Source organism: Parasphingorhabdus sp., assembly GCF_048267785.1.
GTDB lineage: Bacteria > Pseudomonadota > Alphaproteobacteria > Sphingomonadales > Sphingomonadaceae > Parasphingorhabdus.
Genome location: NZ_JBLWWU010000008.1, coordinates 40,964 through 65,524, shown reverse-complemented (window position 1 = coordinate 65,524; position 24,561 = coordinate 40,964). Strand labels below are relative to the sequence as shown.

General features: G+C 58.5%; 27 protein-coding genes. 5 read left to right on the top strand and 22 right to left on the bottom strand.

The annotated features are described in order from the left end of the window. Positions 1-132 precede the first annotated feature (132 nt). The 5 genes from purC (at position 133) to purQ (ending at position 4,777) form a co-directional block, all read left to right on the top strand. The gene (gene purC, locus ACN0VD_RS08325) at positions 133-909 is read left to right on the top strand and encodes a phosphoribosylaminoimidazolesuccinocarboxamide synthase (protein WP_417593474.1); all 777 of its coding nucleotides are present in this window, start codon (positions 133-135) and stop codon (positions 907-909) included. A 153-nt stretch (positions 910-1,062) separates the two neighbouring features. Continuing rightward, entirely contained in the window at positions 1,063-2,319 is a 1,257-nt protein-coding gene (locus ACN0VD_RS08320; RefSeq protein ID WP_417593473.1) for a hypothetical protein, read from the top strand. Positions 2,320-2,328: 9 nt separating this feature from the next. Further along, a complete protein-coding gene (locus tag ACN0VD_RS08315; protein ID WP_417593472.1) occupies positions 2,329-3,747 on the top strand; it encodes a surface lipoprotein assembly modifier in 1,419 nt (472 codons plus the stop codon). A gap of 119 nt (positions 3,748-3,866) precedes the next feature. Continuing rightward, positions 3,867-4,121, top strand: a complete 255-nt coding sequence (gene purS, locus ACN0VD_RS08310) for a phosphoribosylformylglycinamidine synthase subunit PurS (protein ID WP_417593471.1) — start codon at positions 3,867-3,869, stop codon at positions 4,119-4,121. Next, positions 4,121-4,777: a phosphoribosylformylglycinamidine synthase subunit PurQ gene (gene purQ, locus ACN0VD_RS08305; RefSeq protein ID WP_417593470.1), complete on the top strand. Its 657-nt coding sequence runs from the start codon at positions 4,121-4,123 to the stop codon at positions 4,775-4,777. Before purS ends, purQ begins: the two co-directional genes overlap by 1 nt. A 312-nt stretch (positions 4,778-5,089) precedes the next feature. On the opposite strand, the gene ACN0VD_RS08300 is transcribed toward purQ, so the two are convergent. From ACN0VD_RS08300 to ACN0VD_RS08195, 22 genes are all read right to left on the bottom strand, one after another. After that, the gene (locus ACN0VD_RS08300) at positions 5,090-6,199 is read right to left on the bottom strand and encodes an OmpA family protein (RefSeq protein ID WP_417593469.1); all 1,110 of its coding nucleotides are present in this window, start codon (positions 6,197-6,199) and stop codon (positions 5,090-5,092) included. Positions 6,200-6,390: 191 nt separating this feature from the next. Continuing rightward, positions 6,391-6,840: a DUF2793 domain-containing protein gene (locus ACN0VD_RS08295; RefSeq protein ID WP_417593468.1), complete on the bottom strand. Its 450-nt coding sequence runs from the start codon at positions 6,838-6,840 to the stop codon at positions 6,391-6,393. A gap of 51 nt (positions 6,841-6,891) precedes the next feature. Next, the gene (locus ACN0VD_RS08290; protein WP_417593467.1) at positions 6,892-9,117 is read right to left on the bottom strand and encodes a phage tail protein; all 2,226 of its coding nucleotides are present in this window, start codon (positions 9,115-9,117) and stop codon (positions 6,892-6,894) included. Then, the gene (locus ACN0VD_RS08285; RefSeq protein ID WP_417593466.1) at positions 9,118-9,516 is read right to left on the bottom strand and encodes a peptidoglycan endopeptidase; all 399 of its coding nucleotides are present in this window, start codon (positions 9,514-9,516) and stop codon (positions 9,118-9,120) included. It abuts the gene before it with no gap. Positions 9,517-9,536: 20 nt separating this feature from the next. Next, positions 9,537-10,355 carry a DUF2163 domain-containing protein gene (locus tag ACN0VD_RS08280; RefSeq protein WP_417593465.1) on the bottom strand — a complete coding sequence of 273 codons (819 nt, stop codon included), beginning with the start codon at positions 10,353-10,355 and terminating at the stop codon, positions 9,537-9,539. Further along, on the bottom strand, positions 10,352-12,700 hold the full coding sequence (locus tag ACN0VD_RS08275; protein WP_417593464.1) for a DUF2460 domain-containing protein: 2,349 nt from the start codon (positions 12,698-12,700) through the stop codon (positions 10,352-10,354). The genes ACN0VD_RS08280 and ACN0VD_RS08275 overlap by 4 nt, the downstream gene beginning before the upstream one ends. Before the next feature lies 1 nt (position 12,701). Beyond that, positions 12,702-13,289, bottom strand: coding sequence for a tail tape measure protein (locus tag ACN0VD_RS08270; RefSeq protein WP_417593463.1), 588 nt, complete (start codon positions 13,287-13,289; stop codon positions 12,702-12,704). Next, positions 13,282-13,578: a phage tail assembly chaperone gene (locus ACN0VD_RS08265; protein WP_417593462.1), complete on the bottom strand. Its 297-nt coding sequence runs from the start codon at positions 13,576-13,578 to the stop codon at positions 13,282-13,284. Before ACN0VD_RS08265 ends, ACN0VD_RS08270 begins: the two co-directional genes overlap by 8 nt. After that, complete coding sequence (locus ACN0VD_RS08260; protein WP_417593461.1) at positions 13,571-13,891, bottom strand: gene transfer agent family protein; 321 nt, start codon at positions 13,889-13,891, stop codon at positions 13,571-13,573. The genes ACN0VD_RS08265 and ACN0VD_RS08260 overlap by 8 nt, the downstream gene beginning before the upstream one ends. After that, positions 13,884-14,291, bottom strand: a complete 408-nt coding sequence (locus ACN0VD_RS08255) for a phage tail tube protein (RefSeq protein WP_417593460.1) — start codon at positions 14,289-14,291, stop codon at positions 13,884-13,886. The genes ACN0VD_RS08260 and ACN0VD_RS08255 overlap by 8 nt, the downstream gene beginning before the upstream one ends. Positions 14,292-14,561: 270 nt before the next feature. Next, entirely contained in the window at positions 14,562-14,960 is a 399-nt protein-coding gene (locus tag ACN0VD_RS08250) for a DUF3168 domain-containing protein (protein ID WP_417593459.1), read from the bottom strand. Continuing rightward, entirely contained in the window at positions 14,957-15,178 is a 222-nt protein-coding gene (locus tag ACN0VD_RS08245; protein ID WP_417593458.1) for a hypothetical protein, read from the bottom strand. The genes ACN0VD_RS08250 and ACN0VD_RS08245 overlap by 4 nt, the downstream gene beginning before the upstream one ends. Continuing rightward, positions 15,175-15,501 (bottom strand): head-tail adaptor protein, encoded by a 327-nt coding sequence (locus ACN0VD_RS08240; protein ID WP_417593457.1) that lies wholly within the window; start codon positions 15,499-15,501, stop codon positions 15,175-15,177. The genes ACN0VD_RS08245 and ACN0VD_RS08240 overlap by 4 nt, the downstream gene beginning before the upstream one ends. Beyond that, the gene (locus tag ACN0VD_RS08235; protein ID WP_417593456.1) at positions 15,501-16,046 is read right to left on the bottom strand and encodes a head-tail connector protein; all 546 of its coding nucleotides are present in this window, start codon (positions 16,044-16,046) and stop codon (positions 15,501-15,503) included. The genes ACN0VD_RS08240 and ACN0VD_RS08235 overlap by 1 nt, the downstream gene beginning before the upstream one ends. A 117-nt stretch (positions 16,047-16,163) precedes the next feature. Next, entirely contained in the window at positions 16,164-17,342 is a 1,179-nt protein-coding gene (locus ACN0VD_RS08230; protein WP_417593455.1) for a phage major capsid protein, read from the bottom strand. A 73-nt stretch (positions 17,343-17,415) separates the two neighbouring features. Further along, a complete protein-coding gene (locus ACN0VD_RS08225) occupies positions 17,416-18,258 on the bottom strand; it encodes a DUF5694 domain-containing protein (RefSeq protein ID WP_417593454.1) in 843 nt (280 codons plus the stop codon). A 50-nt stretch (positions 18,259-18,308) separates the two neighbouring features. Next, positions 18,309-18,827 carry an HK97 family phage prohead protease gene (locus ACN0VD_RS08220; protein WP_417593453.1) on the bottom strand — a complete coding sequence of 173 codons (519 nt, stop codon included), beginning with the start codon at positions 18,825-18,827 and terminating at the stop codon, positions 18,309-18,311. Further along, a complete protein-coding gene (locus ACN0VD_RS08215; RefSeq protein WP_417593452.1) occupies positions 18,824-19,132 on the bottom strand; it encodes a DUF6127 family protein in 309 nt (102 codons plus the stop codon). Before ACN0VD_RS08215 ends, ACN0VD_RS08220 begins: the two co-directional genes overlap by 4 nt. 271 nt (positions 19,133-19,403) lie before the next feature. After that, positions 19,404-20,540: a phage portal protein gene (locus tag ACN0VD_RS08210; protein ID WP_417593451.1), complete on the bottom strand. Its 1,137-nt coding sequence runs from the start codon at positions 20,538-20,540 to the stop codon at positions 19,404-19,406. 159 nt (positions 20,541-20,699) lie between these two features. Continuing rightward, entirely contained in the window at positions 20,700-22,088 is a 1,389-nt protein-coding gene (locus tag ACN0VD_RS08205; protein ID WP_417593569.1) for a DNA-packaging protein, read from the bottom strand. Further along, the gene (locus tag ACN0VD_RS08200) at positions 22,081-22,569 is read right to left on the bottom strand and encodes a hypothetical protein (protein ID WP_417593450.1); all 489 of its coding nucleotides are present in this window, start codon (positions 22,567-22,569) and stop codon (positions 22,081-22,083) included. The genes ACN0VD_RS08205 and ACN0VD_RS08200 overlap by 8 nt, the downstream gene beginning before the upstream one ends. A gap of 172 nt (positions 22,570-22,741) precedes the next feature. Next, positions 22,742-24,535, bottom strand: a complete 1,794-nt coding sequence (locus ACN0VD_RS08195; RefSeq protein WP_417593449.1) for a patatin-like phospholipase family protein — start codon at positions 24,533-24,535, stop codon at positions 22,742-22,744. Positions 24,536-24,561 lie beyond the last annotated feature (26 nt).

Here is a 24,561-nt window from a genome sequence, read left to right as displayed (position 1 = left end):
ACGGGATTGTTTGCGCCGCAAGTCGGTTTCGCATATAGGAAGGCTCGGTTGCCCCGATCCGTTCAATCTGTCATGATTCGAACAATCGGGGCATGATTTTTTGTCGCTCTCTTTGCGAAGTGGAACCAAGCAATGTCCCGTCGCCGCCAAATCTATGAAGGCAAGGCCAAGATTCTATACGAAGGCCCCGAACCCGGTACCATCATCCAATATTTCAAGGATGATGCCACCGCCTTCAATGCCGAGAAAAAAGGCACGATTAACGGCAAGGGCGTGATCAACAACCGGATCAGCGAGCATATTTTCACATTGCTGGGTCATATCGGAATCCCCAGCCATTTCATCCGCCGCCTCAACATGCGCGAACAGCTCGTCAAACAGGTCGAGATTGTTCCGATCGAAGTGATCGTCCGCAATGTTGCTGCCGGATCTCTTTGCAAGCGACTCGGCATCGAAGAGGGATCGCCGCTGCCGCACACCTTGCTGGAATATTGCTACAAGGATGATGCCCTCGGTGATCCGCTGGTCGCGGAAGAACATATCGCCTGCTTCGGCTGGGCAAGCCAGGAAGAAATGCAGGATATTTCTGCCATGGCTATTCGGATCAACGATTTCATGGCCGGAATGTTTGCCGGCATAGGTATCAGACTGGTCGATTTCAAACTCGAGTTCGGGCGAATTTTCGAAGGAGATTTTTCGCGGATCATTCTCGCCGACGAGATCAGCCCGGACGGCTGTCGTCTTTGGGATATCGAAACCAATGAAAAGCTCGACAAGGACCGGTTCCGCCGCGATTTGGGCGGAGAAGCCGAAGCATATCAGGAGGTTGCCCGGCGTCTCGGCCTTTTTCCGGAAGGCGAAAGCGAAGTGCTGGACCTCAATAGTGAACGAAAGAAGCGCGGAAAGTAACCATAGCTTTTCGCCACATCGTTAGGTGATCGTGCGATTAACCCCGCCACGGGGGCGGCATTATCCCGCACACATCACCGATGGTTTACGTGAAATTAACCATTGAAATGATAGCACCGCCCTCATGTGGAACTCATGTGAGGAATATTCCCGATGCGCTTAATAATTTTGCTCGCCACGACAACGATGCTCGCCGCCTGCGGTGGTGCCGGCCCCCAATCTGCTGGCAGCAGTGCAGCTCCAGCCGGTAGCGGTGGTTCAGGCAGCGGCTCCGGTAGCGGAAGCGGCAGCGGGACGACGCATACATTTGTCGATCCGACCGAATCCAAGACCTACACGGCCGTCGGCGCATCTCACAGCTATAACTATACAGTGGAAGCTGCTGGCGACCCCGGCGCAGGCCAGACAGCCCAGCTGTATCAGGGTGACGCAACCACAGTGCGCAACAGCGGTCTGACAATTGCCTATAACCCGCGTGACGCAATTTTTGATGTAAGCTTCACCAATTCTCTGGCGGGCACTTCCGCGAACAGCCGCTTTCAGGATCCATTGCACCGCACCGATTTCGGCGGGGTTGTCGAACCACAGGTCGGCACGCCCAACCTCGGCGCAGCCCAGTTCGGCATTGCGGGAATCAATTATCTGGAATCGGGATCGGCCAACAATGTAACCCGCACGGTACCCAACGAATTTGCCTTTGGTCTCGTCGATCCGGGTCAGAGCGGAAGCTACGAAGCCACCACGTTTTTCTATCAAACACCGGGAACAGAAACCAATTATGTGACTTTTGCCGGTTATTTGCGCAATCGCGCGGGCGTTAGCAATATCACAATAGAAAATGCTGACGGTTCGACTACCGAATTTCTCCGACAATCCAATCAGTTCGAACGCGGTGCCTTTGCTTATGGTGAAGTCACGCCGAATGATGAAGTGCCTACTACCGGTAGCGGCACATTCGAAGGTACGATGCTCGCGTCCATGGTGTTCAACGATCAGCCTGATGCGATAGGAAATTTCGACACCTATTTCCAATGGATCGCCGGACGCGCGACAACCAACGTCGATTTTGGAGCCAATACCTTTTCGCTTTCTCTCGATGGCACGGTTGGAGCGCCCTTTTTTGATGGCACAAGCCGCCAGCACAGCGTGCTGGAAAATGCCCAGTTCCGTGCCAACGGTGCTGGCGATATCAATCTCGTTTCAGCAGGTGGCTTCTTCGGGCAGTTTAACGAAGCCTGGTTTGTCAATCCGGGTGGTGGACGTCTTGATATGGTGATTGCCGGATCAAGCATCGACGGTGCCTTTTATGGCCCCAACGGGGTTGAAGTGGGTGGTGGCTACCGTATCGTTGGCGGCACGCCGGATGAGCGGATCGATGTCTTGGGAACCTTCGTCGGCAAAAAGCCCTAAGCTTCGGGGATGATAAATTCGGGCTCTTTGGTCAAGGCTACAGTTTTATCTTGCGTATCCGTAGCAGGCCTCGGTCAGGCGCAGGCCGCCGAACCATTGGCTGTTTCAGCCGATGCCGTTGTGGAAATCGCACCCGTGCTACAACCGACTTGCGATGCAAGGGGAAGATGTCATGTTCAAGTAACGCCCAACCAGCTTTTGTCGAAAGCAGAGGCATTGATCCACGCCAGGCAATATCAGCAGGCGCTGCCGCTGGTTGAAGCATTGGGACAGGTACCCGAGCTGCAAATGCAACAGCGGTTCCTCGCGGGCTATATCGCTATTGAGACGGGAGACGTTGACGGCGCAATAAAGCAATTCCGTTCGATTCTGGATGAAAATCCCGGTCAGACCCGTGTAAGGCTGGAATTGGCCAGAGCCTATCTGATGTCGGGCAAAGAGGCGAGTGCGGACTATCATTTCCGCCTCGCCCAGAATGACGAAAATCTGCCCGATGAAATCGCCCGAACCATTCGCAATACGCGTAGTATCTTGCGCGATCAGCGGGTCTGGCGCTTCAGTTTTGACTTCGGTTTTGCACCCGACACGAATATCAACGGCGCCACCAGTGCCGAAAGCGTCGACATCAATTTCGGTCCCATCAAACTCCCCCTGCAACTGGATGAAAATGCACGGGAACGTTCGGGAATTGGTCAAACTGCAGGATTTTCCGGCGGTATTCGTATTAAAGCCAGCGACCGTCTGGCTCTGCTGCTGGATGCCGATAGCAAGATAGTCAATTACAAGGGCCAAGAAGCCGACGATATTGTCGTCCAGGTCGCCGCGGGGCCCGAGCTCCGCATCGCCCGCTATTCCAGTATTTCGCTGCAGGCTGTCGGTTTGCATCGCTGGTATGGTGGTAGACTCGCCACCCGCGAATATGGCGGCAGAGTCGGGTATCAACAGGCGCTCAGCGAAGGCCAGAGACTGGGCTTTGAACTGGACGCTCGCCGTACAGAATCCGAGCTTAGCAGTGCCTATAGTGGCTGGCAGCTTGGCGCCAACGCCACTTACGAGCACTTGATCGGCAAATCATTGATCGCATCAGCCAGTGTTTTTGCGCGTCGCGACCTGCTCAACGCCGACGGCTTTTCCAGTTTCAATTACGGTGTCAATTTAGGCGTTGGCGGCGAATTGCCGCTCGGCTTGAATGCGGGTGTTTCCGCCAGCATCAGTCGTTCCGAATTTGACGCACCCTTGCTACTTTATTCCACGGAGAACCGGCAGGATTGGCGGGGATTCGCCCGCGCATATGTCGGCAGCCGCAAAATCAAGTTTCTCGGCTTCTCGCCATCAATAGACTATAATTACTCGCGCGTAGACAGCAATTACACCTTGTATGAGATGAATCGTCACCGGGTAAATTTCAAATTCGCGCGCTATTTCTGAAGCGGTTTGACGACAATCGACCGCCTGCCTTTTCCATTTTGCGTTCTTCCCCTTGCCCCGGCTATTCTTGGCGCTATAGCAAGGCCATATTAGCCGGCGGAACAGAGCGAGGGCGAAGGATGAAAGTCAGAATTTTTGTAACGCTGAAAGACGGCGTATTGGATCCTCAGGGTAAAGCCATTCATCATGCGCTGGAAAGCCTCGACTTTTCCGGCGTCAATGATGTTCGTGCCGGCAAACTGATCGAACTCGATGTTGACCCATCCGTCAGCCGTGAAGACATTGACAAAATGTGCGACAAGCTGCTCGCCAACACTGTCATTGAAAATTATGAAATCGAGCTCCCCGAAACAGCACCGGGGACCGTCTCCTGATGGAAACCGCGGTAATCGTCTTTCCCGGCTCGAATTGCGACCGCGATATGGCTGTCGCCCTGGAAACCGTTACGGGAAAACAACCCCATCTGGTCTGGCATGGTGACAGCGAGCTTCCTTCCGGACTCGATGTAATCGCGATTCCGGGTGGTTTTTCTTACGGCGACTATCTTCGATCGGGCGCAATGGCGTCCCGCTCCAATATCATAAAACCGGTCATGGACGCCGCACAACGTGGCGTCCGGATATTGGGCATATGCAACGGGTTTCAGATTCTCACCGAAATGGGACTGTTACCCGGCGCGCTGATGCGGAACAGCAATATCCATTTTGTCTGCAAAGATGCCGAACTTGATGTCATCAATACCGACACGATATTCACGTCCGGATATTCGAAAGACACCCCGATCGTGACTCCGGTAGCCCATCACGACGGCAATTTTTTCGCCGACAATGACACGCTGGATCGACTGGAGAACGAAGGCCGGGTCGTGTTTCGCTACCGTAATGATATCAACGGATCGTCACGCAATATTGCCGGCATCATCAATGAAGCGGGAAATGTTCTCGGCATGATGCCGCACCCTGAACGGGCGATCGATGAAAAGCACGGCGGGACGGACGGACTGCCGCTTTTCGAAAGTCTCTTACGCTAAAAATCCAGCCGCGCGACTCTGCCGTCTGATGGTGGCCAGCCGAACAGGCTATCAACCGCTATTTTTCCGAAAGAAATCGGGATAGCTCCCTCACGATGATAGCCTTGTATCTCCGGGCGCGAGGAATCGATCGTGCTCCGGATATATTCATCATCGCCTGAAAACTAACCACACTCCTGCGGTCCGCGAAGGCCGCATGTGTTGTGGGATCGCCATGACGGTGAAGGTCGAGCCCAATCATATTGGCGGATGCCAAACAAAAAGGGCCGGTCCGAAGACCAGCCCTTTTCACAATTGGTATCTATGTTGTTATTAGTTACCCGAACCAGGTCCGTACATAACTTCAACACGACGGTTCTGCGGTTCGCGAACACCGTCTGCGGTTTCAACGCGAGGACGCGATTCACCGAAGGCTTCGCTCGAGATAACGCCGCCGCTGATGCCGCGCGATTCAAGATACGCACGAACAGCTGCGTTGCGACGCTGGGACAGACCGACATTGTAGCTGGCAGAACCAGATTTGTCAGCGTGACCAGCCAGCATGACCTGAGCCGAACCACAATCACCATATGCGGTAACCGCATTGTCGAGAACCGAAGCCGCTTCTGGTGTGATGTCCGACTGATCCCAGTCAAAGAACACAATATAAGGGCCAGGCTCACATACAGCCGCTGGGGCTGGTGGCGGTGGTGGTGGTGGCGGTGGTGGTGGCGGTGGAGGTGGTGGCGGTGGTGGTGCCGCTGGTTCGCCGCCGAAGTTATAAATCAAGCTACCCAAAATCGAGTGGGTCCGCAGACGCGTATCGTTGGCACGGCCGAGTTGATCCACGAGATTGATTTTTTCAGCATTGAAGAAGCGGTATTTCAGTCCAACATCCCAGCTATCGCTCAACGGAGCGCGAACGCCTGCAAGCAGTTGCCATGCAAAGCCAGTGTCCGAATCATCAAGATAAGGTGCTGCGAAGATATTAGTCACTTCGGTCCGAGCAACGCCGACGCCGCCGCCAACAAAGCCTTGAACACCGTCATCATCGCCAAAGTCGAGCATGCCGTTCAGCATGAAGCTGAGCGCATTTACTTCGCCATTGATCGCGTTTGTGCCGGTGAAGAGTGTTCCACTGCCGTTAACCGTCTGAGGGATGCCAGGTGTATTTGCTTGCACGCTATTAGCAGCTGCAGCTTTATATCCAACTTCGGCTTCCAGACGGAAACCACCGAAATCATATCCGACGATACCGTCAAAATCATAACCTGTGTCATGATCTGTTTTGACAGCATCATTAATGCCGGCAACGTCAATCGACAGGTCTTCGGCAATCATTGCACCGCCCTCGACACCGATATACCACTGGTCATCACGAGCCAGAGCAGGTGTTGCGAGCGCTGTGGAGGCAAGCGCCATTCCTAAGGCAAGCTTCCGCATTTATATTCCCCTTCTCAATTAGGTTCTAAATTCACGCCGCTTTCTAACCCTTCGTATCGATCAGTGCAAGCAGCCAAATCGCAGAACTGTTGCGAAAATGTCGCCATTTTCGGCATTTAGCCCAAAAAATGGCATCGGAACCAGGGGGAATTGAGAGAAGCGGCGTTTCTGCTGCGATCCAGAAAGCGTTTTTATACGTCAGATTGCAGAATTCCCTGCGCCTGAAGTGCCGCCAATATCGAATCGATAGCGCTCCGCGCTTCAACATCGATAACTGCACCCGTTGTCGGCCTGTCGATTACCGATCCCGATTGCCAAGAGTTGCGATAAACGGCGAAATTATCCAATGTTTCTATATAAACACGCATCAAAGCCTGTGGCAGGATGAACAACCAGCCACTTCCCGTCCAGCCGGCAATCTGGTCGTCATGCCCCAACCAGTCGCCAATCGCATCCGGTCCGACTATCCAGGACTGTCCGGGAACCGCTACAATTGCTGTCGGGTCGGTTTCAATCGCCTGCACAGTCGGGTGAAGCAGAAAATCGATGCGTGTGAGCGCTTCATTGTGAAACAGTTCCTTATGGGCCTGTCCGGTTGCGAGCAGTGGAATTTCAAACCGTGCGGTTTCGAGTATAGCCATGTCAATTTCCTTCCGGTGATGTTGCGCTTGCGAAAAGGGGATAGGCGGGGTTTAAAGCGGGATTTCAACGGTCAGCGCCGGCGACAGGCCATACCCGCCGACCTGATGGATTCTGGCCTTCAGGTAGCTGATATTATTTATCATGATCGGTGCCATTTGTGCTGCCGACACAATGACTTGCGGCACAATCGATTCCAGAGAAACGAAAATTTCCGTACTGTCTTCCGCTGACAGTTCCACCCGGTATTTCTCAACTTCCTCTGCCAGCGGCACTTCAACATGGTCAGACCAGAGGGTTCCCGCTCGAGACCGGCGCGTCCAGCTGACAGCAAGATCACCATTGTCCAGAAAATTCCATGCAGGATGAACGGGCGACCAAGGCATCAAGGCCCGCCCCGGCAATGCGATAGATGCGGACACGGGAAGGAGATCATCGCGACCCAGCGCAAAAACAGTGATCGCTGAAAATGGAGAATAGAAAGCGGTGCCAATTTCCAACATTGATCCGGCATCAAGCAAGACAAAATCTTCACCAGCGTCATGCTGCGTGATTTCTGTCTCCGTACCACCCAACCCGCGGATCAACCGGGACAGGCGGAATCGCCCTTCGCCCAGTCGGGTTGCTTCGGCAAACTGGATAATTTCCCGCCCGATAAGAGCGATATTGCTACCAGCAAGCAGTTGTGAATCATTGGCAAGAGCCAACGTCATCGCCGGATTGTCCAAATCCACATCGATATGGTTGATCCGATCGATCAAGGCAGGGTTGCCAGACGCAAGTGCTCCTGATGTAATACCAATGACCGTAGGAGCGGGAATTTGGCCGATAAATGAACCTGGCGAACCATCCTGACCGGAGGCAAAAAGTTGCGCGCTTCGCCATCCGGCATCTCCGGCAGCCGCAGCATAAATTCTCGCCGATTCTGAAACTGCGGTCGGCGCATCGATGGCGAAGGGCAAATCGACAAGAACAAGGCGGGTAAATCCGGCACGAAGATCGGGATCCGAAATATTTCGGCCCTGATCCGATTCGACCGGACTCAGGTTTTTATTGGCGTTTGCCCGCGTCAGCGAAAGCTGCACGACCCCCTGACCGATCTCGCATTCCCGAATGCGCCAAAGCCCCTCCAAGGAAGCAAATTCGACCAACTGACCTGGCCGATACGGACGGCCGCGCACCGGAACCGTGACATGCATGGTCGAGCGTTCGTCATAAGCAGACCACAGCGCCGTCGCCGCTACCAATTTGGCTTCATCAGCCGCGATTGTCGCGGGAAAGTCCCGGACAAGTGATATTCGGCCGCTACCCGGACGAAAAGCAGACTGGATACCAGATTGGTAATCGCGTGCCGGATCATAATAACGGACAGACAATTGTCTGGGCGCCGCCGTGATCGGTGCCGTGCGCGTTTCAGCCTGTGCGATTTCCTGCGCCCCTGCTGCACCGACAAAATCACCCTCAATTGTCAGCGCGGACGCAGGATCAGTCACAAAGCGCGCTTCCGCATCGATGTGGTCAATGTCACTCGGATCGGCCGAAAATGACAAGGGAATTGCATCGGTCAGAGACCCCAGAGCAGCATGCCGATCTTCTCCACCAGCGGCAAATCCGATAACAGTTTCGCCCTGCGCCAGGGCAATATGATCACGCGAAATATCGGTAATAATGTCGGTAATCGAAACCGAGCCGTCGTCAGCAATCACTTCAAAGGTCAAAGACGGTATCCGATTGCCATATTCGGTCAAATCCATGTCACCGAAAACGGCAAAAGCACAGCCCCGATAGGCAGGTGTTCCGCCAGCCGCTTCTGCGCTGGCCATCAGACCATCGACGGGCTGATCTTCATGGCCAGAATAAAAGAAAAATTGCGTTTCGGTCTTGAAATCCCCGGCGATTCCCCGGAAAATTTTTCCGTCTGCCCATATCCTGCCAATTCCCTGGATAGAACGACTCGACAGAGCAACCGCGAAACTGGCAGAATAGCTGTAGATCGTCGTACTTGGCCGGCCTTTCCCTCCGCCTTCCCGGCTTCGGCGCTCCTTCAGATCCGTCCCCCATATGACAGTTCCGGCGACGCGCATCTTACCAAATATTCCTGGAATCTGGGATCCGTAGCTCGACGTCTGAATGGCCAGTTCCTGCAGTCGTCGCCCTTCTCCCCGCCTGGGCCGGAACAGGATATTCTGGTCGAACTGCTGGCCAATAATTGTGCCGATAGCACCGCCAATCGGCCCACCGATGGCAGAGCCCACGGCGGTCAACACCAAGGTCGCCATTCAATCCTCCGTCAGTCTGAAAATCGAGACAATCGGCCACGGCGCATCGCCGGGACAGAACACGACCTTGCCCAGTCCGGCGTGCGCATGGACAAAACCATCCTGGGCGCGGATCAGAAAATGCCACTGGACCGGGCTGGGCCGGACCAGAACGATATCCCCTTCGCACAATTCGGCGGTCGGCGGGAAACGCTCGAAACCGGTTTCGGTCATAAACGCGCTGATCGCCTCCTCAGACCCGCCGCGGATTGAATAGCCGTTGGGCACGTCACATTCGAAATGGGCGGCAATCAGACATTGCTCCGCAAGTCCTATGCAATCCAGTCCGGCTGCTTCGTCACGTCCGTGCAGGCAAAATTGTGCGCCGCACAGCGACACTGCCTTTTCCGCCATTTTCATTGGTCTCCAATTCTTTTGTTTCACGCGCCAGGATATCGCGTCAGCAGATCATTGCCGGGGAGATAGGGCTCGCCACGAAAGTTGATGCTGTTGGCAAAACGGTCGCGGCAGGTCGCGAAATTCTTGTTGCAACCGGCGGTGAGCAATATCCGGGTATCCGGGGCAACGGACGGCGAAAGCGGGTCGGCCAGTCTGACGACATCGTCCTGTCCATCAATAATCGCATAGCTGAGACCGCAAGCCGGTCCACCCAAGATGCGCAAGGATCCAAAGATAAAATCGGCAGCTGACCCGTTCAATGCGTCAAGCCCGACTTCGTCCCCGCTGATCGTCGTAATCCGGCCCTCCCGTTGGTGCCGGTGCAGACTAAGCTTGCATTGGCGATCACCGAATTCGGCCCTGCAGGTGGGAGACGTCAGCGGCGCAACCGGTTCATCGAGAAAGGATGTCGCGCCCACCATCTCGACCGTAAAACCGTCCCTTGATCTTACAATTTCACCAAATTCTCCGCAAATCAGCGGTAAAGGTTCCACAGTCGGCTGCTCCCAGTCGATCAGCGAAATATAGAGCAGCGCGCCGTCCCAGCGGCCTGCAAGCAGGTCGGTTTCCGCAATTGCCTCGCTATTCATGACACCCGCAATTTCGACATTGTCGATGTCGAGACTATCGGACAGCGCGATCGACGATGGCACCATGCCAGGTGCAGCGCGATAGGGAAATGCATCAATAACAAGATCGCGATCATGCGACGTGAAGCCCAGCGCAATCCCGTCTGCGCGTTCCAGCCGCCAGAGATAGGTGCTGGTGGTAACGTCGCGGTCCAGCCAGTCGAGACTCATGAACCTTCCCTTACCTCGACCAGCAGCACCTCCGGAATATCCCCGGCGAGAAATGTCGCGTGATTCACGGTCAGATGGTCGCTCTCGAAGCGCACCGGCACATCGAACAGAAAGCCGGCGGTAATATCGCTGCCTTCTGCTGGCGGACTGTCAAATGCGATGGCGCCGGTCGGACTAAGCGACCAGCCACCGGTCAATTGCCCGTCTACGGCGACTTGCAGCGCTTCCGGGTTGGGGCGGGTGATTCGCCTTTGCTGCGGCTCGTCGGCGGGGTCGCCGTAATTCTTTACCAGCTGGAACATGGTCCGCTGGCCATCGCCCTCGCCGAGAAACTGGTCGGTCGGCGTCGGCTCGCCGACCATGTCATGCGAGCTATGGTCGTAGGGATCACGGAAGCGAAAGGCTTTCGCGGCTCCCCGGCGCGCGCGGAAAAAAGCTATCAATATCCGCAATTCTTCCTCGCTCCGGACACCCGGCCCGACATCAAATTCCAACCGCGCATCGGCCCAGTCGCTGTTGCGTGTCTCGTGACCGGAAATGGTCGTGACGATATTGGTGGAGAAACCCGGCGACACGCTGGCCCCCTGGCCAATCGCGAGCGGGAATTGCACGTCGTCGAAGCCGTTCACATCCTCTTCCTTTTCCTGAAAATAGGTGAATCCGTCGCGCGCAACTTGCGGCAGCGCCCAGACGAAAATATCGGGGGTTCCTCTCGCGCGCGCATCCTCGACGGCGTCGACCATATGGCTCCAGATGAACCGATCCGCCGGTTGCAGCACAAAGCCGGTAAAATATTGCTGCTGGTCGACCGGATAGCCCAGCCGCTGGGTTGCCAGTTCGATCCCGGCCTTCGTGGCAGAGCGGTTGCCCGCGATCACCCAGTCATAATCCTCAAGCTGCAGGATATCAAAAGCGGGAGACGCCCAGCCCACTGGCAGATTGGCCCGCTTGGCCTCGGGAGCCTGATCGTCCAGAATTGTCGGCAAATAGGCGAGCAAAAGGCTCTCCACCGGCGCCGCACCTGCTTCCTCTTTCACCGCATCAAGCAGAGCGGCGGTCGACGCCGCCAAAATTTCTCCGGCCTGATCCAGCATGGCATTTTGCGCCGCGGTCTTCGGGCCATCGATACTGGCTATGCTGACCGAATTTGCGCCAAAGACCGCGCTGGCCGCATCGTCATAGAGACAGATACGCTTGTCCGGCATGATCCACCACCATGGCTCGCCGACCTGAAAACGGATCGCCGCGCCCGCGTCCCGGGCAATGGCGGTAAAGGCCCGCGCCACGGCTTGCAAATAGGCCATCGCATTGTCATTGGCGGGGGAGAGCAAGGTGGACGGCGGCTCCCAGCCGGTCAGCGCCGGATCGCCATTTTCCGCCCGCTGCTTCCAGTCACTCCAGCAATGTCCGTCGAACAGTTCGTAGGACAGCGACAGGATCACCGAGAAACCCATGGCCTCAGCGCGCGATATCAGGTCGCGGTGCCAGACCGTTGCCGGCTGGTTGATGGCGGCAAATTCTTCACCCGCCTGGGACGCAGACAGGCTGACATAAAGCCCCTCGTCGGCCGTCTCGAGACGGAAATAATGGCTCATACCCAGATAGTGATTGATAGCGCCGCGATAGCCCAAAGCCCGCGTCATCCGCAGCAAGCGCTCGGGTGTCTGGTTGAAACTGTCATCATAGGCAGTAGCCATAGACAGGCCGTTTTCCGGCACCATGATATCACCGATTTCCAGCACCGCGCCCTGACCATCTGTGCGGATCGCGCTCATTTCCACCCAGCCGATCTTCGGCGTTGCATAGCGCGTGGCCTGCCCGTCATATTCCGGCGGAATGATGGAAATGAACAGCCGGTCGATATCCCCGGGAAAGACCGGCTCGGCCTCGCCCGGCAGCAGGAACCCGCCTTCAACCTTGGAAAATTCTATCGAGATATCCGCGTCGGTCGCGGTCCCACTGGCATAATTCCAGAGCCGGACATACCAGGATTTGGGATTGCCCGCGGCATCCCGCCCCTCGATCGTCAGCGTCGGGCCATTGATCGCATCAAGCGGCATGATCCCCGAAGACCGCCAGTGAAACTGCCATGTGAGCCGCGAATAGTCGCGCTCCGTTTCATAGGCGAGCAGCGGATGGTCAAGCCTGTCTTCGCTCTCCCAGATCAGACCGGCAAGATCGTCGCTATTGTAGAAGACCGCATCCACGCGCAACGCATCTGCTGCGGTCGTCACCACCGACGCCATCATCGGGCGCGGAAAATTGATCGTCCAGAAGCGGGGATCAAAACGCTGGATGAAGCTGCTCCGCTGCCCGGTTCTTTTCTCGGCGAGCCAGAATCCCATATCACCCAGCCTTCGCTGTCAAAATACTCCGCACCGTGCGCGCCACCTGCCGGCTCGAGCGACGTATCTGGTCGGGGGCGCTGCCCTGGCCGTTGTCCGAGATATTGATCGTAAGCCGGATATCGGGGGCAGCGCTAACCGAAGCAGGCTGCTCGATCCGCCCAGCCGCGGCGGGGACAAATATCTCCGGACCACGCTCGCCGACCATATAGGCGCGGCCACCGCTGACCGGACCGCCGGTCGCCCGCCCCGGTGCGCCGAGAAAGGCGCTAAGCAAGGATGTCCCGATATTCAGCAGACCGCCGCCGGACCCGCTCGAACCGCCACCAAACAGTCCCGTCAAACCACCGTTGATCGCTGCACTGGCGATATCGTTCATCACCGAAAGCGCCACTCGGCGCAGATCCTCAAATTCCAGCGAGCCACGCCGGATCGCGCGGCTGAGCGTGGACTCCAGCACCGATCCGGCCCGCTCGAGGCCTGAAGTCAGGGGACCATCCAGCTGGCCTTTGATGTCGGCCACGTCCTTGGCAAAAGCGGTGGTATCGGCGCGCACGCTGACCACCAGCCGTTCGATTTCTTCATCCATCGGGGAAAGTCTCTTTCAGTTTTTCAAATTGCTCGGTGCCGAGCGGGACGCTGTCGGACCCGCTGCCGGCGAAGGCCGCAAATATGGTTGCCAGTTCAGCAGGCGTTGCCTGCCAGAACTGTTCGGGTGTCCAGCCGAGGACAGCGGAGGCCGTGCCGGATAATTTTTGTATCGAAGATGAAAAATCATTGTGTCCTGGCGAAGGCCGGGGTCCATCTCGAGACAGGTCGTCTGTCGAGCCAACGGGAGATGGATCCCCGCCTTCGCGGGGACACGCTTCACTAACCACGACCCGACAATATCTGCTTCAGCAAGATCTTCAGCGCCGGCGTCACCCCGGCGAGACCCAGTTTCATCATACCCTCGCCCAGTTGATCACGGGTCAAATGTTCCGGCCGATCACTTGCGACATGCCAGAACAAGGCAACGATTTCCGACAGCAAAAGCCGCCCGCCCGCCGCCCGTTCAACCAGATCGAACAGCGACCCCAGCTCCTCTTCCGCCGCGACCAGCGCTGCAAAACTGGGCCGCAGGATCAGGCGCGTACCGTCGATCGTGATCTCCGCCTCGCCGCGCAGGGCATTGGCGGGCCGGTCAGACACTGGCGACCGCGCCCGAGCTTTCGAGGCTCAATGTATAACTGCGCTCGCCATTATAATCGCCGCTATAATCCAGCCGGGCGACCAGAAAATCGCCCTGCATCCGTTCGCCGCCTTCGAAGCTGAGTTCGTAGGCGTCGATGATACCGCCCAGCGCATGGTTCTTGACCCGCATCTCCGCGTCCGAGCCGGTGAACACACCCGCTCCGGACACCGATACCGAGCGCACGCCCGCGCCGGACAATAATTGTCGCCAGCCGCCGCTGTCCTTGCTGGTGATCGCCACCGGTTCACCGTTGATCGACATCTGCGTGGTCCGCAGACCCGCGATGGTCGTGTAGCTGACGGGGCTCTCGCCATCGCCAATTTTCAGGAGAAAGGCGCTGCCTTTTTCTGCTGCCATATTCCGTTTCCTTCATGTTGAATTTCTTTTGTCTCGCGGCAGTTCGCTGCGCGACCGCCTCCGACGGGGCGGGCTTTCGCCCGGCGCGCCGTCGCGCTTGCCTCCGCTGCGCGTCGGTTTGGCGCTCCCAATCTTGATTGGTTTCTAACCGAGGCGCAGCCGAGGCAAGGCCGACCGGCCGCCGCGCCTTTTGGCGCGAAAGCCAAGGGCGCGGATGCCCGCGCCCGGCGCTTGAGGTCAAAATAAAAACATCCTGCCTGCGCAGGGGCACTACGTCCTCAAAACCCTCGCGCGATATTCGATCAGTCCGCTCCACGGACTAACCGCGCTGCGCAAAATGCGCGTACGGCGGAAATCGAAAGTGACGATCTGCCAGCCATCCGGATCATCCAGTCCAGGCTCCAGCGCCTCTTCCACCAGCGCCATCACCCGGTGCAGACGCGCCGCCGTTTCGCCGTCATCATGGATGGTCAGCGCGAGACTCAATTCGCGTCCGGTCCCGCTCTTGTGGCTCCAATCAAGCGAGGCTCCGGTCGCCAGCGCGATATACGGAAACGCAGCTCGTGGCGGTGGACCGTCAAATATGCCGCTGACCAGATCCATCAACGCCCCATTCCCGTCCAGCTGTGCCGCCAGCTGCTGCTGGACCGCCTCCAGCGCGCTGCTCATCGCACGGCCCGCATCAGAAAGGCGACATCGCGCAGGCTGCTATTCTCGATCAGTTGTTCACCCAACCGACACGCTTCCACCTCAATCCCCTTGGTCGTTTCCGTGACCCGGGCATCGCCAGGCAATTCCTCAGCCAACACCGATTTGATTTCAGATTTGACGCGGTCCAACCGTTGCTCAGCAAGGTCTACGCCGCGTTTCTGCAATTTTTCCATCATCTCTTCTCTTCCGCCTGCAGGATCGTTTTCGGAATCAACCGGTGCTCCAGAATTACGCTCGATATGGTCATTACGTGATCGCCCCAAACGAGCTGGTCTCCCGGCTTGATGGCCCGGGTTTCCCGCAAAATGAAGCGCCAGCGTGGCATCGCCGAGCGGCTCTCCGCTTCGCTGGTCGTTCCGCCGTGCAAGGCTTCGGCAGCCGCCCAGAAGACACCCACCGTAAGATATTGCGGTTCAGCAGAGGCCAGCGCATCGCGCCCGGGGGCCTGCCGTTCGATCGATATGCGTTCGCGCAAGATGCCTGAAAATTCCTGTCCCATCACCCGATCCTCATCCGCCGATAGGGTCTCCACAAAGCCGTCACCGCACTGGGCGGGCCACCGGCATCGACACCGTCGCGATTGGCATAGAGATAGCCCGCCATCCGGACGATCCCCTGACGCAGACCGGCAGGCAGCTCGTCCCAGTCCGTCGCCAGACCGGCGTTGTAGGTCACACGAATCCGCGAACCGCCGTCGCTGCGGTGCAGTCTGATCCAGCCGATACTATCGCTATCAATGTCGATGGCATAGTCAGCGACCGCCAACACCGTCGCGAGTCCGTCCGCCGCCACTTGCTCGATGGAAGCAATCGACTGCACAGGCAGCCGCTTCAGCTTTTGCCATTCATGGCGCGCCGGCAAGATATCGGTCACCGACCGGACGATCAGCATCTGGCCGGTAAAATCCTCGCACAACGAGGCGGCACTGCGCAAAAATGCGTCAATCGCGGCATCATCGGCCTGATGATCGATCCGGACAAAATCCCTGACCTCTGCGATCAGCGCTGCCGGTAGGTCCGGCCAGTCTGCAATGGGGAAGCTCACGGTCGCGGCATCCTTTCATTCATGGTTCGAGATATGCGCCCGTGCCGGATCGAGGGGAGGAGCAACCCGCACGGGCGCGCTGCGCCGAAGCGCAGCAAGGGCTTCAATCAGAAGGTTTTAGGACGCGCTGAACTGCATCAACTTGATCGCTTCGGAGTTCATGATCTGCCCGCCAACCCGCTTGGTCGCGTAGAAATGGACGAACGGCTTGTTGGTGAACGGATCGCGCAGGATGCTGGTCGCGCTGCGCTCGGCGATCAGATAGCCGGCGCGGAAATTGCCGAAAGCGATCGACAGGCTGTCGGCGGCGATATCCGGCATGTCCTCCGCCTCGACCACCGGATAGCCGAGCAATGTGGCGGGCTGACCACTGGCGAGGGAAGGCTGCCACAGAAATGCGCCGTCCGCCGTCTTGAACTTGCGAATATGCGCGAGGGTCGAGCTGTTCATCACAAAGCTTGCACCCTGCCGGTAGGCGGGGCGGAGCGTGTGGACGAGATCGACCAGCACATCCTCGCTGTCGAAGCCGCCCGACGCGCCGGACGGCACATATTGCAGCGACCCGAAGGCGCGGACATCGTCGCTCTCGTCGGTCACCGTCGCGTTGAGGAACCCGCGCGGCTGGTTGACGCCGGAGCCGCCGACAAAGGCTGCCCCCTCCGCCTGGGCAAATTCGCGGGCAATCTCGTCCGCCAGCCAGGATTCGACGTCAAAGGCCGCATCATCGAGCATCGCCTGCGAAGCCGCCGGATTGGCGTACAGCTCGCCGCTCGGCGGCGCGATCTCGTTGAAATCCGGCGTATCGGTTTCCGGACGTCCCGCGGTCTCGCTGACCCAGCCGGAGGGCGTGCCGCCGGTGGTCACCAGCTTGCGATAGCCGGCAGTGCCAGTCTGCACCACGGTCGCGATCGACCGGATCGGCGAGATATCCTTGAGCGTCGCCCCGATCAGCGCATCGATTTCCTGCGGCACGGCAAAACCGCCCTCGGGGCCGGATGCACCGGAGAAGCTTTTCATCTCGATACCGCTCTGGTCTCCGCGCCGGAGATAATTGGACACGAAATCCTGTGCGTCAGCCGAAGACGGCATCCCTTTCGCACCATCGATATTTCCGGCCAGCGCGGGCCGGGCGGAAGCCTTCGAGATATCGGACATTTGCACCTTCAGGCCATCCACATCCGTGCGCAACGATTTGATCTGGTCGCTCTGGCTGGCGACATCCTCGGCCATCAGCACCGCGTCGAATGACGCTTCGAGCGGATCGGCCTTGGTTTGGAATTTGGGAGAATCTGTCATGTCTTTCCTTTCCTGTGGGCAATAATAAAGCCGCCCGGTGAGGGGCGGCTCAGGTTTTTCAAATTGTCCTGCTTTATTCGGGCAATGCGTCCGTGGCCTTGTGCAAATAGGGCATCACCGGCTCCAGAACATAGCCTGGCGTTCTCTCCACGATCTCGCGGAGCCATGCGCCATGTCCGCTGCCATAGACTACGATCACACGATCACCAGGCTCGGTCACCTGCACCAGCTTGTTGAAAATCTTGGCATTGCGCATGAACCAATAAGCCGCGAGTTCCGCACCGGTTTGTTTCTCACCCTCACCGATGGTCATCACTTTCCAGTAGAAATGGTCAGGAAACCGGCCGCTATTCCAGAAATTCAACAATTCCGGAACCGATTGGCTCTTTTGCTGCTCTTCAAACTCGGCAATCAGCGAGCCATAGTCCGACATTGCTTCGAAACGCTCTACATCGCCCATTTCCTTTGCCTGCTCATGGACGCGGTCATAAGGAAAATAGTCGGGTTCCCCCTCCGACGACCGTTCATCAATCGCATAGACCCGATCGATATCGGCGACATGGGCAACCCGATATCCGATTTGCACCGTTTCGTTACGTGTTTTTGTCAGATCCTCCGGTTTGAAATTGCCAAAACCGGCGTCTGCATAAGGAGGCTTGGCAGCGGCTTCGACCGCGACAACCGTGGGCGCGAATGTCTTCAGCGACTCCGCGAGAACCGCCAGTTCTTTTTGCCGCCGGGGCGCCAGCACGTCATCGGCCTCTGCATTGTTCAGATCAGCGCCTGGATTAGCGAAATGATAGACGCCCAATATCATGACCCGCACGGGTTCGCGGACGTCGTCGGCCGCGTCTTCCGCAAGCGCGGGTTGTACCGCGAAGCAGAACGCGAGCAGACAGGCTGCGAATGTTTTCATAAGTATCTCCCAAGTGTATTACTTCTCTAATACTGTTAGCCAGACTGATATCAAGATAAATCAACATCGCATTCAATCCGGTGAACGCGCGCCAATTGCTGCATCGGAAATATCACCAGCGACACTTCTGCGACATCAAGGTCCAATAGCTCGCGCGGATTCTGGCCCGAGGCGCGGTTAACCCGGTAACCGAAACTCAGTCCCTTCATAGCGCCACCCGCCAGACCGGTCGCCGCATTCCGGCCCGCCCGCGTCGCCGTCGATATCGTACCAATCACCCGCAATCCGCGCCGGTCTTCGCGCACATGGTCGACGCGGCCGATCTGCTGACGCGGGTCGTGTTGCCAGAGCAGCGGCAGGGATTTTCCTTCCGCCAGATCGCCAAACGCACCGGGCCGGATGATATCGCCGCCCTTGTCGGTCCGGTTGAATATCGCGGCATATCCCGCGAAGCGGATGGTACCAGGGATTGCCGAAGGAAGATCCGTTCGCCCTGAGCCTGTCGAAGGGCGCCGTGCGGCAAGAGGTGCTTCGACAGGCTCAGCACGAACGGGTTTGTAACTGCTCACGATACCAGGTGCCCCAGACCCAGCCGCATCGCGATCCCGACCAGCAACAGCGCCAGCGTCCCGCGTACAATCCAGCGGATCGCCGCCTTCCACGCGCTCGCCTTGGCATCGCGCCAGGCGCGAAGCAGCTCGCGCAATTCGTCAATATCATCCTCGGCACCGGGATCGGACAGACCCAAGCGGTCGAGCACCCGCACCGCACCGCTGTCCGTCGCCTCCTCGACAATCGCGCGGAGCGTCACAAGATCAGCCCCATCGCCTTCCGCCTGCGCCATCAGGCGGGCGAGCATTTCGTTATTTTGCATTTCGTATAAAACTCCGTTTTAACCTCAGGCGCCGGGCGCGGGCATCCGCCCGCTTGGCTATCCTCGCTACGCTGCGGACGCGCGGTCGCGCTTGCCTCCGCTTCGCGTCGGTTCGGCGCTCCCAATCCTGATTGGTTTCTAACCGAGGCGCAGCCGAGGCAAGGCCGACCGGCCGCCGCGCCTTATGGCGCGAAAGCCAAGGGCGCGGATGCGCCCGCCCGGCGCATGAGGTTCAAAAAAATCCCGCGCAGCGAACTGCCGCGAGACAAAATTAAATCCCCAGCATCGCCCGTTTCTCTTCCGGCGACAGAAAATCCGCCTCGCAAACCTGTTTCCACAACCGCTCGCGATCCTCCGACAAATCCGGAATCTGGTCCCGGTCCACCGCCAGCTTGGCGTCCGGCCACCAGCTGCCCAGCGCGCCCGACAATCCGTCCAATATTTTCCCCGCCAGCGGCAAGATCGTCAGTCGCCACAAGGCCCGGTTGGCCTCGCGATAATTGGCATAGCTATTGTCGCCGGGCAGCCCGAGCAGCATTGGCGGAACGCCAAAGGCTAATGCGATCTCGCGCGCCGCCGCTTCCTTGAGCGCCACAAAATCCATGTCCGCCGGAGTCATGCTCATCGACTGCCATTTCAGACCGCCCTCGAGCAGCATCGGCCGCCCGGCATTGCCCGCCCCGGCAAAGCTCGCATCCATTTCGGCCTTCAGCCGGTCGAACTGCTCCCCCGTCAGCGCCGACCCATCGGCACCCGGATCATAGACCAAAGCCCCCGAAGGCCGCGCTGCATTGTCGAGGATCGCCTTGTTCCACTTCGCCGCCGCATTATGTACCGCCACCGCTTTTGCCGCAGCACCCAGACAACCGAGGCCATAATGGTCGTCGGTCGGGTGAAAGCCCTTCAAATGCACGATCGCCGGCCGACCCATCGCATCCTGCGCGGCAAAGCGCGTGCGATGTTCGCCGGCGCGATAGGCATAAGCCACCGGCCAGCCCTTGGCATCGGGCTCGACGGTGATCCGGTCGGGGCGGAGCGCGTATAGCTCGGCGGGTTGGTCGTCTTCGCCACGGATCACCTGAACATAGCTATTGCCATGCAGCAACAGATGCGCGGCGATCGTCTCGAGCAGCGACTGGCTGGTCCCTAGACCATCGACCAGAGCCACGACCTTTTCATCCACCGACAACAGCGGCGCGCCGCCAACCGCTTCCGCGACAATGCGCACCGCCCGCTGGGCAATGGCATTCTCCACATAAGCCTCGCGCACCCGGCCCTCATAAGAAAAAGGCGCGTCCCCCGAAAGAGCCGCGCCCCCATAAGTGCCGATGTAGGACCGCCCCAAAGGCGGCCGCGATAGTCCTCCCCCGCCCTTGAAGGCGAGGGCAATATTTTCCCAGAATGTCATATATATTCTCCAGTGCCCCTGCGCAGGCAGGGGCCCATCTCCTGAATTTGATTAACTTCGCTCGGGAACAGATGAGCGCTCAAGTCAAATCTTGGCGCAAAGAAACACATCGCGAATGCCGAAGCCTCTCGAGATGCCCCCTCCATTCGCAGGGGCACATCACCGCACCCGCGGCACCCTGGTTTTCCCCAGCATCAATTCCGTCAAAGCCCAGACCAGCGCATCCGCCCGATCCGGCGACCGGCCCGGCCCTTCGTAGCCGCCGCCGGTCAGCAACCCGCACATCTCGTCTTCCAGTTGCGGAAACGCGCCAACATGGTGCACCCGCCCGTTTTCATAAAGCGCCGCCACCGGCTCGGCCCGCGCGACCTTGCCGCGCGCGGCGTGGACCAGTTTCACCGGCAATGAAATTTTCGCCGCGTGCAGCACCGATTTGACCATCGCCCCGCCCTGATTGGCTTCGGCAATCACACGGTCGGCATCGAAGCGATCGGCCGCATCGGCCACCTTGCGGGCCCAAGTTTCGGGGCTGGCTTTTTCGACGCTACAGTCGGTCAGCACATAGGCTTTGCCGTCAGCGCCCAGACCGGCGACGATGATGCCACAAGCATCGCCCTTTGCCGAAGCCGGCGGATCGACGCCGATGACGATGCGGGCAAAACCAATCTCCCGTTCGTCTCGAGCGAAGTCGAGAGACCGGTTAGAGGGCGCCAATGTGTCTCGGCTTCGCTCGACACGAACGGCGTTGCGAGAAACCCGACACGCCTCGATCATCGCCCTCGTCCACAGCGCGCCTTCGACATCCTCGATCAGCTCGCCGTCCAGTTCCTGACGCCCCAGCCGCGTTCCGCCGTAATCCGCGGTCATCGCGGTTAGATAAGCCACCGGCAGATGCAGGTCATTATCCTGTGTCCGGCCTCTTGTGATCACCGCCTCGCCGCCAGCCAGCGCCCGGACCAGCGGCACTGGACGCGGCGTTGTGGTCGCCACCAATTGCGGGCGGAAACCGAGGCGCAGGCCCATTTTCAGATTGTCCCAGGCCGCTTCCGCCTGCCCGGCATTGTTCAACCATTTGCCAATCTCGTCGCACCAGCCGTGGCTGTGCTGGGGACCGCGCAAGCCTTCCGGCTCGGCGGCGGAATAGAGATGCGCCTGCGCGCCGTTTTCCCAGGTCAGCCGCTTCAGCGACGGTTCCCAGACCGGCCGCAACTTCGGCGGCGCGATCGACAGCAGGCCGCTCTCCCCTTCGACCATCACCGTCCGGGTTTCGGCATAGTTCGCACCGACCAGCGCGAAGCGGGCGCTGCCGTCGCCTTCGGCAATCTGGCGCACCCATTCCGCCCCGGCCCGGGTCTTGCCAAAGCCGCGGCCCGCCATGATCAGCCAGATCGACCAGTCCCCGCCGGGCGGCATTTGTTCGGGCCGGGCCCAGAAGGGCCAGCGGTACAAAAATTCCTGCTGCTCTATCGTGCTCAGCCGCGAGACAAACAGGTTGCGATCGCGCGGTTTCAGTCGGGCTAAAATCTCCGTCGCATTGGCATCATTCATCATTGTCAAAAGCCGTCGACCCTGCCCGCCCCTCGGCCAGCGCCTCCCGCTTGAGCAGCTTGTCGCGCATATCCGCCAGCTTACGGTCCAGGCTCGCACGCACCTGTTCGGGGTTGATATCCTCCTCCGCTGCGCGGGTCATCGCCACCATATGTCTGTGCGCGAGCAATAGTTTGACGCCGATGCCGTCATTATAGTGCCGGACTCTCGCCACTTCTTTCCCTTCGTGGAAAACCGGCTTCTCGACGCCGTTACGCGCGCGTTCGAGCATATCGACTTCCAGCAACTCATAGCCAGCGGCCAGCGAGCGCATCCATTGTTGGTAAAATTCCGGATCGCGCTCGCGCCACAGATAGACGGTCGACACCGAAACACTGGCTGCTGTGGCAGAATTCTTCACGTGCGAACTGATCGCGAGCTCTTTCAGGAATTTCAGCTTGCGCCTGTCGTCATATATTCCCCTGATTTCCGATTTTGCCATTGCCTACTCCGTGCCGGACCGACGCGAACCGTCCGGACATAAAAAAGGGCCTTCCGGTCGGAACGGCCCCGCCTGTCCGGCGGGGTCATTCAGAGCCGGTTGGCCCGAATCACAATTTCGCGATGTTCCTGATATGTACCCAAACAGCGTGACGATGTCAAGAGATTTTTACCTATTTGGTAAAGTCAGTTTCTAGATCGATGGTCGGAACCACATGCTCGCTGAGATAATCCGCAGCCATTTCCGCCAGTTCCCGACCGAGATGCCAGTCGAGTATCTGCATATTCGGAATGATCGGCGGATTGACCAATATATCCTGCTCGCCGAGCATTTCCTTCGACGCCATCCGGCTGGCGACCACCATCGAACGCGACATGATTTCGACGATCGAGGGAAAGTCCGCGTCCCGTTTGCGCCGGAAGATCACGTCACGCAACAAGCGCCAACGCCCGCGAATGTCGCCATATAGCGCCTTCGTCCGCCAGATTTCATTGGGATCGCCCAGCGACACGACGATATTCGGCCCGGCCTTCAGTCCGTGCATCACCTTGACCGGCACATTGTCGAGAACACCCCCATCGACCAGGATATTACCGTCCTTATCGATGAAAGGAGGCAATATCGTCGGCAGCGAACCCGAAGCCCGGACGCATTCCCATAAAGGTCCCCGCCGGTGGATATGCAGACCATTGGTCGACAGGTTGGTCGAGACACCGAAGAAATTGATCGGCTGGTCGGCGATATCTCTGGTGCCGTACCGGGTTCTCAGCTCGCTATCGAACACCGTCGGGTCGAGCAAGGAATAGAGCGGCAAGGTCAACCGTTTCATCGCCTTGGCGTGGATGAACATTGCCTCCATCTGGTCGAGCGTTTCGTCGACCGTCAGCCCCCGGGCAATTGCACCGCCCATTGCAGCCCCGGCGCTGGCACCGCCGATGAAATCGATCGGAATGTCCGCCTGCCGCAACGCCTTTATCACGCCCAGATGCGCGCAGCCCAGAGCACCGCCACCGGCAAGCACTACGCCCACCGCCCGACCGGTCAAAAACCGGGCGACCTTGGCAAAATCCGCGTCATTGTCGAGCGCCACATGATGGTGCAGCTTCGGCGCGCGCGGATCGATCCAGTCGCCGCTATGACTGATCGCCTTGCCACTGTTCGACCGGAGCAACAGCAGGGTACGCTGTGGTTCCGCAATTCGGGCCATTGCGGCTTTTTCCATCGCATTGGCCTCGGGTTCCGCCTGGCCGGGCCGGGCGATCATGACCAGCGCATCGGCGTTGCGACAGACCATCTGCCCCCAGTCCTCCGAACCGCTCCCATCGATCAGGACATAGGCTCCCTTGGCTTCCTGTTCCGCAAGCCATGATTGATATTCTCCGGCATCCGCCGCCTCGCTTGTCGAACGGTCGATGGGCACCACCGGAATATCGGGCCGGACCACGGCTTCAAAAGCCTGAGCCAGTCGCGCCAGGAAACCATCCGGCAGCTTGCTGGTCCCGGCAGGGAGCAGCGCAATCACGCGCGGAATATTCGACGACATCGACGACGTGCGCGCGGTGGCCACCGCCAGCCGTTCCGAGACCAGCTTCAGCATCGCCGCGTATAGTTCGGGATGGCGCAACGCGATTGCGTCAAAAGACCGGCGGGAAACCTCGCGGACCACCGAATCCCGCGTTGCGATAACATCGGCCGTACGCTTGCCGCCGGCAAAAAAGGCAAGTTCTCCGACCGCCTCGCCGGCCTCGATATGGGCGACAATCCGTTTTTTGTTGACCACCACCCGGAATCGGCCGGATTCTACAAAATAGAGCGCGTCGGCATCCTCACCCTGACGAACCAGCGCCTCACCCCCGACAATCTGCCGCATGGTTGCGACAGATTCCAGCGCGTCCAGCGCTTCCGGTGCCACATCGTGAAATAGCGCGTGCCGGCTCAAATCCGGGATTTCTGTAGGTTCAGCCAAACTGTTTCCCCAATCGGTGCGACCCT

Coding starts and splice junctions, on each gene's coding strand:
- purC (WP_417593474.1), top strand. CDS start 133: ATGTCCCGTCGCCGCCAAATCTATGAAGGCAAGGCCAAGATTCTATAC.
- ACN0VD_RS08320 (WP_417593473.1), top strand. CDS start 1,063: ATGCGCTTAATAATTTTGCTCGCCACGACAACGATGCTCGCCGCCTGC.
- ACN0VD_RS08315 (WP_417593472.1), top strand. CDS start 2,329: ATGATAAATTCGGGCTCTTTGGTCAAGGCTACAGTTTTATCTTGCGTA.
- purS (WP_417593471.1), top strand. CDS start 3,867: ATGAAAGTCAGAATTTTTGTAACGCTGAAAGACGGCGTATTGGATCCT.
- purQ (WP_417593470.1), top strand. CDS start 4,121: ATGGAAACCGCGGTAATCGTCTTTCCCGGCTCGAATTGCGACCGCGAT.
- ACN0VD_RS08300 (WP_417593469.1), bottom strand. CDS start 6,199: ATGCGGAAGCTTGCCTTAGGAATGGCGCTTGCCTCCACAGCGCTCGCA.
- ACN0VD_RS08295 (WP_417593468.1), bottom strand. CDS start 6,840: ATGGCTATACTCGAAACCGCACGGTTTGAAATTCCACTGCTCGCAACC.
- ACN0VD_RS08290 (WP_417593467.1), bottom strand. CDS start 9,117: ATGGCGACCTTGGTGTTGACCGCCGTGGGCTCTGCCATCGGTGGGCCG.
- ACN0VD_RS08285 (WP_417593466.1), bottom strand. CDS start 9,516: ATGAAAATGGCGGAAAAGGCAGTGTCGCTGTGCGGCGCACAATTTTGC.
- ACN0VD_RS08280 (WP_417593465.1), bottom strand. CDS start 10,355: ATGAGTCTCGACTGGCTGGACCGCGACGTTACCACCAGCACCTATCTC.
- ACN0VD_RS08275 (WP_417593464.1), bottom strand. CDS start 12,700: ATGGGATTCTGGCTCGCCGAGAAAAGAACCGGGCAGCGGAGCAGCTTC.
- ACN0VD_RS08270 (WP_417593463.1), bottom strand. CDS start 13,289: ATGGATGAAGAAATCGAACGGCTGGTGGTCAGCGTGCGCGCCGATACC.
- ACN0VD_RS08255 (WP_417593460.1), bottom strand. CDS start 14,291: ATGGCAGCAGAAAAAGGCAGCGCCTTTCTCCTGAAAATTGGCGATGGC.
- ACN0VD_RS08250 (WP_417593459.1), bottom strand. CDS start 14,960: ATGAGCAGCGCGCTGGAGGCGGTCCAGCAGCAGCTGGCGGCACAGCTG.
- ACN0VD_RS08245 (WP_417593458.1), bottom strand. CDS start 15,178: ATGATGGAAAAATTGCAGAAACGCGGCGTAGACCTTGCTGAGCAACGG.
- ACN0VD_RS08240 (WP_417593457.1), bottom strand. CDS start 15,501: ATGGGACAGGAATTTTCAGGCATCTTGCGCGAACGCATATCGATCGAA.
- ACN0VD_RS08230 (WP_417593455.1), bottom strand. CDS start 17,342: ATGACAGATTCTCCCAAATTCCAAACCAAGGCCGATCCGCTCGAAGCG.
- ACN0VD_RS08225 (WP_417593454.1), bottom strand. CDS start 18,258: ATGAAAACATTCGCAGCCTGTCTGCTCGCGTTCTGCTTCGCGGTACAA.
- ACN0VD_RS08215 (WP_417593452.1), bottom strand. CDS start 19,132: ATGCAAAATAACGAAATGCTCGCCCGCCTGATGGCGCAGGCGGAAGGC.
- ACN0VD_RS08210 (WP_417593451.1), bottom strand. CDS start 20,540: ATGACATTCTGGGAAAATATTGCCCTCGCCTTCAAGGGCGGGGGAGGA.
- ACN0VD_RS08205 (WP_417593569.1), bottom strand. CDS start 22,088: ATGAATGATGCCAATGCGACGGAGATTTTAGCCCGACTGAAACCGCGC.
- ACN0VD_RS08200 (WP_417593450.1), bottom strand. CDS start 22,569: ATGGCAAAATCGGAAATCAGGGGAATATATGACGACAGGCGCAAGCTG.